The following is a 7,586-nucleotide window of genomic DNA, read 5'->3' as shown; positions in this document are numbered from 1 at the left end:
TTACGGTCTCCCTGCAAGGGGTTGCCTTCGGAAATCAGACTGGCTCGGGCAGTACGGGCAGACCGGACAGAAGTTGGAAAAACTTCATATTCGGTTGCCACTCTTCTCAGGGCCACGCTGACATCTATCTGTTTGACGCCTCTGGGGCACTGTGACGGGCACATTCCGCAGGTTGTACAACGCCATATATCTTCGCCTTCTATTTCAGTTAAACCAAAAGCCGCCTCTCGAATGAGCTTGCGCATGCTAAAGGGTCGAACCTTATTCCACGGGCAAACCGAATCACACAATCCGCACTGAAAGCATAACTTGAAGACGTCTCCACCGGCCTCTTTTATCTCATCTATTACTTCTATGAAGGGGGCTATAGTTTCCACTGTCTTTATTAATCCTCTTCTTTTGCCTTATTGATTTAGTCTTTCTGTGACAGTCGGGCAACGGCATCCATGATTTTATCCAAGCCATATTTGTTTGCCAATGATTCCAACCCGATCTCCATATCCTCCTGCTCTTCCTGCTCTTCGACTTCTTCTTCTCTTTCTTCGATGGTCAGCGCATCAACCAGGCACCACTTGACACACAAGGGTTCTTCTTCGCCTTCGCACATATCGCATTTAAGAGGAAGACCGGAATCAGGTTCTTTAAATTCATCCCTGGATGGGCAGGATGCTCTACAGAAGGAACACTCATCGTATTCTTTGCCGTCAATTGTATATTTGTCTCTGCCGGCACATTCAGCAACAGTATATTCTCCTGCATAAACCGGAACATAAATATCTCTTAGCGGTTCTCGAATAATTCTGATACGGGATCTGGCAGGGTTATTGCTGCTATATTTAGGTGAAGCGTGAAAAGCCGAGCAGATGACTTCACAAGCTCTGCAACCATTGCATTTATCTACATCAATTTTTATTGTTTTAATTATTTTCTTCTCTTTATGACCCAAGGTTCACGCCCTCCACTCTAATTATTCTCTTTTTCAACTGATGACTCTTCTAAAGGAGCGTCTTCAGCATCCGTTAAGATTCCCCGCTCTATAAATTCCTCAGCCACATAGTCCAAACCCATCTTATTCAAGAATTCTTTAGTCGGAATACCGTCATTGTTCCACCCTTTGAGTTTGTAGTAACTGTCCAAGAGTTCCTTTTCAAGTTCGGGAAATCTTTTCTTCCAGTGATCTTCAGGCGGTTTTTCATCTTTTCTTCTCATGCCTCGTCTTATATTAAAGGCTCTGACTAAGGTTCGATATCTTGTGGCGGCCGCTGTCAATTTTTCCTCATCCATCTCAATTCCGGCACCGGCTGAAATAAATTTAGGATAATTGTGGATGTGATACGGCGGTTTTAAAGGAAAGGATGACAGACCTGCACATTGGCCTAAAGCATCATCAATGTAGTGCATTCTTTCTTGCCAGTCAACAATATCACAGGTCATTTCAACTGTTGGATAGAATGGAAGTGAATTTTCTCCGCGCAATTCCCAGTCGATAAAATATTGCTTGAATTTTTCATGGGGAACCTGAATCCAGTCCTCACAAAATTTTTCTCTGTGTTCTTTTTTGGGAAAAGGCGCTTGAGGGAACTGGCCTTCAATCTGAGTAATGTTCATTTTTTCGCCGGTACAATACATAAGAAAATAGATCGGATTGAGCATGGACAGTTTGAGCGGCAGTTGTTCGTGTTTTTTGATATTATTGTGTGCATATTCTTCCGCACCATTGCCGATCTCTTTGGCTGCCCAATAAGTACCATTGGCCAAAATATCTCCGATTCCTTCACGATTGACAATTTTGTCAAGCAGATAATAAAACTTGCCCTCATTGTCTTCCGGAAGTCCTGGAAAGTCATCTTCGCTTAAAATACCGTTTTCCAGAAGTTCAAGGCCAAAGGCCATGACCTGTGGAGTTGAAAATCCGTCCAATCCATACTCTGTAGCTTTTTGAGCGATTCGTAAACCAAAATCCAAATCTGAAAAAGCACCCATTGTATAAGTTAACTTTGTGAAGCATTTCATCATGTAGGTCGGAAGTCCCGGTAAAGAAAGCGTTGCACCGCATTTCATGGGGCAATTAAAGCAGGAAATCAGCCTTGTTCTGGCATTTTCCAGGGTTTCTGTCCAGCTTGACTCGACTTCTTCAGTCCAGAATCCTTTTCGACGGGTACGGGAATTTCCCCACATAAAATTTTCAGTGTGCCATTTTTCATCATGAACTTTCATTTCCTGGGGAGATCCAAGTCCGGCAAGGATCGGCATAACTCCAGGGATCGGGTTTCCGTCCCGGTGTTTGATGTATTCCAGAACGCCGTTACAAAGTTCCATAAATTCAGCAGGCTGGGAAAGGTTGATGTCCTTTGTTCCCCGGACAACAATGGCTTTTACGCCTTTGTCACCCATGACAGCCCCTATGCCACCTCGACTTGCACTGGATCTGCCCTGCTCGACAGAAGCATAATACACCCTGTTTTCACCGGCAAGCCCGATAGCGGCCACCTGAGCTTTGGGCTCGTTGAGTTCTTTTTTAATGATTTCAGCTGTTTCAATAGCACCTTTTCCGTGCAGATGAGATGCATCCCGTATTTCCACCTTGTCATTGTTGATCCACAAATAGACAAGGTCTGGAGATTTGCCGCGAAGGATTACTTTATCATAACCGGCATATTTTAATTCCGGTGCCCAAAATCCTCCCATCATTGAAAATGCCATTAATTTGGTTTGAGGCGAAATGGTCGTAAGAATGGTACGATTACAACCGGTCGCAGGTGTCCCGCACAAAAGGCCGGCACCAAAAATTAATAAATTTTCAGGAGAAAAAGGTTCAACCTCAGGGGGAACCCTATCCCATAATATCTTGGCGTTAGTACCTAATCCCCCAAGATAAAGCTCTGTATCTCTTGGGTCGGTTGCGACTTTTTCAATATTTCCTCGGGTTAGATCAACCTCTAAATTAAACCCTGTCTCTGCATACCTCATTTTATCCCCTTCTCCTTGCTGTCAAAATCCATGCCATTAGTTCAGAGCTAATAAGCCTTTAAAATCGAATCAAAAAATCGCGCTTTGGCAAAAAAACGCCTACGGTATCTGATACGATGTGATCACTTATAAGCTACATCGTAACTATATGTCAAGAAAAAAAATAGTTGTTTTAAAAAATACAATAGCTTTGATTGATTGATGTTGCAGGCATATCTTAAAAAAATGCAAAAAGAATGTTCATAGTTTTGAAGTGGTTGGCATGGGCTAAGCTGATTACACGGGCAAAAATTTTCCTTTGACTGCATTGAGGAAAATCGTCGCCGGAAGGCCTGAAAACGAAGAAGCAGCTTTACCCTTTGAAGTCAAAAAGGGTAAAGCTGTAAATTATTTGATTTGTTTGCATCAACCGGATTTTCCCTTAAATATCCAGCTCAAGGTTTACCATGTCGCCTTTCTGGAAGCCCAGGCTGTTGAAAAATTCCAAAAGTAGCGGGTCTCGTCGTTTTACAAAAGTAGTGATGGTATCTACCCCCATTTTTTTAAGCTCATGTGTCATTTTTTTGAACAGCATCTTTGCGATTCCCTTTCTCTGATAGTCCGGGTCTACGCCAATGGTATCAACCCATCCGATATTCTCGGGAACACCATATTCCCATCTGCTTGCACCTCCGATAATAAAACCGATCACCTTACCATCCATTTCAGCAACAAGAGAGGAAAATTGCGGTTGTTTTGACACTAATTCAAGCTTCATTTCCCAATATTCAGGCCTTGATTTTCCCAGAACCTTGACGTCTATTTCAATGATTCGTTCCAGATCCGAGGCAGCCATTGTTCGAATAACAGGTGAATTAAAAGATCGATAAGTCATATTACCCTCCTTGATTTAAAGAATTAATTTAATGATAAAATAATTCGTCAGAAGACATAACAAGCCTATCATATAAATCCCATCATGTCCAAAAAATCTATGGTGTTGAACAGGAGAGTAAGATCGTAGGTTTGAAACAGGGAATAGCGTTTTTTTTAAATCTTTTGTTCCAAAATTATTTATGGTTCAAAGCCGTTCTTAAGGCTTTGAACCATAAATGTTTTAAACTATGTATCAGTAATTATTGATACGATATTTTTTGTTTTGATACTATTCTTGAGGTTTACCCATTACTTCAGCAAACATTTCATCATTCCACAGTCTTGAATCTGCAACGTTTTGACGGAATTTGATAAAATCAACCGTATCCTGACCGGTAATTTTCTTGGTATTAAAAGCGCCAAATCCCAGGAATGCTTCGCCGGACATGTTTGCAGCCAGCCAATGTCTGTGATCATTTTTCATTGTATCCCAGAAGAATTTCTTTTTCTGACGGATGCCGTCAATGGATTTGATCAGGCAGCCAGGGAACAGGTTGGCAAACTTCCAGATTACAGTGTTGACTTCTTTATCAAGAAGTTCAAAATCCGCGTTGGCCTGGTGCTGTTTGATCAGTGCGCGACCGTCTTTGAGATCCTGTCCGGTTTTGTATTCGCCGTAAACAATCTCACCGTCTTGAACATATGTGTCAGTGATGATAGTTGGGTTTCTGACCCACTCTCCGTCTATTTTAAGAACAGGAACAACCTTGGAAAGCATGCCTTTTGCTTTCATTTTATAGGCTGACCACATCTCGCAGGATACGCAGTTCCACATTGCATCTTCAGCTGTCAGGAACCAGGGGAGAAAATCCGAAGATCCGCCGGCAGGTGCTGAACCATGTTTGGGGCCTGCCTGTCCAAAAATAGCAAGGTCGGAAGATATGGCAATATCACATGCCAGACCGATTTCCTGGCCACCGGCAACTCTCATGCCGTTAACACGGGAGATAACAGGTTTTTTGCAGGCAAGAATTGAATCAACCATGTGGTTGAACAATTCCATGTACTGGCCATATTCATCACATCTTTTTGAATAAAATTCTGAATACTCTTTTGTATTCCCACCGGAACAGAAAGAATAGGGGCCTGTGCCTGTAAACACAACAGCGACAACGCTTCTGTCAAGAGATGCATTTTCAAACCCTGCAATAACACCCTTTACCATGTCTGTGGTATAAGAGTTAAACTGTCTGGGGTTGTTCAAGGTGATCCAGGATACAAACAGTCCATCCACAACATTGCCCTTTGGGTCGGTCAATGGTTTTTTTTCATACACAGTGCAGGGCGCTTCTGTTCCCCAATGGGGATTTCTATGCAACGCATGATCTTTAACTTCGTTTTCTCTTGGCATCCACTCAAGACTCATCTTAAATCTCCTTTAATATTTAAATTTTATGGTTTTTTATTTGCCATATAATATTATCATTTATTTCAAAAAATTATTATCCTATATAGCCGCCGTCCACACCCAGTACCTGTCCTGTGATATAACTTGCATCATCAGAAGCCAGGAATACGAATGCAGGGGCAACCTCTTCGGGTTCTCCAAATCTGCCAAGCTGAATTCTGCCTTCATAAATCTTGCGAAGTTTTTCATCTGACTGAAGTTTGCCTGTCATATCAGTTTTTGTGATTCCGGGGCAAATAACATTTACATTGATTCCGTATCTGCCAAGTTCACGGGAAGCAGATTTTGAAAATCCAATGATTCCGGCTTTTGCAGATGCATAATTGATCTGGCCAATGGTGCCGAAAATGCCTGCAGTTGAAATAACGTTAATGATCTTGCCGTATTTTTTTTCTTTCATGTAGCGACCGGCAGCCTGTGTTGTATTGAAAGCGGCCTTCAAATGGATATCAATAATGGAATCCCAGTCTTCTTCTTTCATTTTTAGCAGCATGGAGGGTTTTGAAACACCGGCGTTATTAACAACAATATCAACTCCGCCCAGCTGTTTTACACATTCATCCACCATGTTCTGTGCGCTTGTGTAATTTGCAACATCAGCTGCCACAGCAACACCTTTGCGTCCCAGTTTTTCAATTTCTGCAACCGTGTCTTTTGCTGCCGCATCATTAGAGTGGTAGTTTACAAGAACATCCGCTCCTTCTTTTGCATACATCAGGGCAATAGCTCTTCCGATGCCTCGGCTTCCACCGGTAACAATGGCTTTTCTTCCTTCTAACTTCATTTTTTAATCCTTATAAAATATTAAAAATATTAAAAATCAGGTACAAGTACGATTCTCTTATCAGGAGACTGCTTGTGAGCTTCAGCATAAGTTTCCTGTATGGTACTCATAGGCCTGGTCTGGACAAATTCTTCAAAATTGATTTTTCCGCTGGTAACCATACTCAAGACGGATGGATAATATTCCGGCAGACATCCCCAAGAGCCGATCAACTCTGCATCAAAGGCCATGAGTCTTGAAATGGAATATTCAACCTTTTGCGGACCAAATCCGACTATAACCATTTTTCCTACAAAGCTTAAGAGTGCAAGACCCAGCTCCTGGCCTGGTTTGGTCCCGGATACTTCAAAGATTTTCCAGCCGGTTGAGGGCAGGCTGTTCTCTTTTCTGAATGCTTTGATTTCACCGGCAATTTCTTTCGAGGTTTTACCCATTGAATTAACGACAAAATCCGCACCGTTTTTCAACATGTTATCCAGGCGTTCCTGGTTAATATCAATGGCAACTACATTGGCAGCACCAAGGGCTTTGAGAATCTGGACCATATATTGTCCAACACCGCCGACACCGATGACAATGGTGTTATCACCCACTTGAACGTCCGCACGTTTTGCTGCCTGAAAAGGAGTGGTGGCGGCATCAGCAACAACAGCAAGTTTTTCAAGAGGGATGTCTCCACGATTTGTTACTTCGCAAAGATCAATTGCAGGTACTGGTATGTGGCTTGAATTTCCGCCATAAATTCCCATGCTGTTACCAGGCATTTTCTGGGCAAGGCATCTGTTGCCACGTCCTGTTTTACACAGATAGCATTTTCTGCATGGCATGACCGCAGGGATGATTACTTCTTTTCCAGTCCAGGATTTTACGTCATCGGCTGCTGCCACAACAGTTCCGGAAATTTCATGGCCCAGTGTCAGAGGAGGCTTGTTTACAGTGGGAACACCAAAATAAAAATATCCAAGGTCTGTATGGCATACACCACAACCTGCTACCTTGACCAGTACCTCTCCCGCCTGAAGTTCAGGAACATCAATTTCGGTTTTTTCAAGTTTGCCAGGCGTTACTTCACCGGTTTCTCTGTCTTTTTTAAATGGTGTTACCATTTGCCAAGTCTGAATTTTATCTGGTACAGTTGTCATTTTTTTTCTCCTTTTAATTGTCAACAGTGTTTAAACCTTCCAGCAGAACCGGCAAAAAATTTTTACTTAAATTCGGATGCCGGGTTTTTGCACAAATTTTGCTTGAATGAATCATTTGATTCATTATCACCGTCATCAAGCATCTCCAAGTGTGTTTTGAAGGTAATGCCGGATCATTTCGTTTTCTTTTTTTCTTCCAGACAAGATTGTAAAAATCAATATCTTTATTATCCATATCTGGCCGATAGCATTGATCACTGCATTTGCTTTGATGGTAAAGGTTTTCTCCGTTGAAACGGAAATATCCGGCTACTGCCGATTTTCTTTACCAGTTCGGCCTTTATGTTGTCAAGTCTTCGACCTTACA

At 42.2% G+C, this 7,586-nt stretch carries 7 protein-coding genes; all 7 read right to left on the bottom strand.

Annotated elements, in window-relative coordinates:
* Positions 1 to 377 (bottom strand): 4Fe-4S dicluster domain-containing protein (locus BLT94_RS05015; protein WP_139168982.1); only part of this gene is annotated, 377 nt, incomplete at its 3' end.
* A gap of 35 nt (positions 378 to 412) precedes the next feature.
* A complete protein-coding gene (locus tag BLT94_RS05010; protein ID WP_092231076.1) occupies positions 413 to 946 on the bottom strand; it encodes a 4Fe-4S dicluster domain-containing protein in 534 nt (177 codons plus the stop codon).
* Positions 947 to 963: 17 nt separating this feature from the next.
* Positions 964 to 2,970, bottom strand: a complete 2,007-nt coding sequence (locus BLT94_RS05005) for an aldehyde ferredoxin oxidoreductase N-terminal domain-containing protein (protein WP_014955906.1) — start codon at positions 2,968 to 2,970, stop codon at positions 964 to 966.
* A gap of 421 nt (positions 2,971 to 3,391) precedes the next feature.
* Positions 3,392 to 3,844: a GNAT family N-acetyltransferase gene (locus BLT94_RS05000; RefSeq protein WP_092231073.1), complete on the bottom strand. Its 453-nt coding sequence runs from the start codon at positions 3,842 to 3,844 to the stop codon at positions 3,392 to 3,394.
* 270 nt (positions 3,845 to 4,114) lie between these two features.
* Positions 4,115 to 5,251 (bottom strand): 6-oxocyclohex-1-ene-1-carbonyl-CoA hydratase, encoded by a 1,137-nt coding sequence (gene oah, locus BLT94_RS04995; protein ID WP_092231071.1) that lies wholly within the window; start codon positions 5,249 to 5,251, stop codon positions 4,115 to 4,117.
* Positions 5,252 to 5,327: 76 nt separating this feature from the next.
* The gene (locus BLT94_RS04990) at positions 5,328 to 6,077 is read right to left on the bottom strand and encodes an SDR family NAD(P)-dependent oxidoreductase (RefSeq protein ID WP_092231069.1); all 750 of its coding nucleotides are present in this window, start codon (positions 6,075 to 6,077) and stop codon (positions 5,328 to 5,330) included.
* 29 nt (positions 6,078 to 6,106) lie between these two features.
* A complete protein-coding gene (gene had, locus BLT94_RS04985) occupies positions 6,107 to 7,219 on the bottom strand; it encodes a 6-hydroxycyclohex-1-ene-1-carbonyl-CoA dehydrogenase (RefSeq protein WP_175530275.1) in 1,113 nt (370 codons plus the stop codon).
* Positions 7,220 to 7,586: the final 367 nt, after the last annotated feature.

The sequence above is a fragment of the Desulfobacula phenolica genome (assembly GCF_900105645.1).
Classification (GTDB): domain Bacteria; phylum Desulfobacterota; class Desulfobacteria; order Desulfobacterales; family Desulfobacteraceae; genus Desulfobacula; species Desulfobacula toluolica.
Note: the sequence above shows the minus strand (reverse complement) of the source record. Positions and strands in the feature narration are given on the sequence as shown.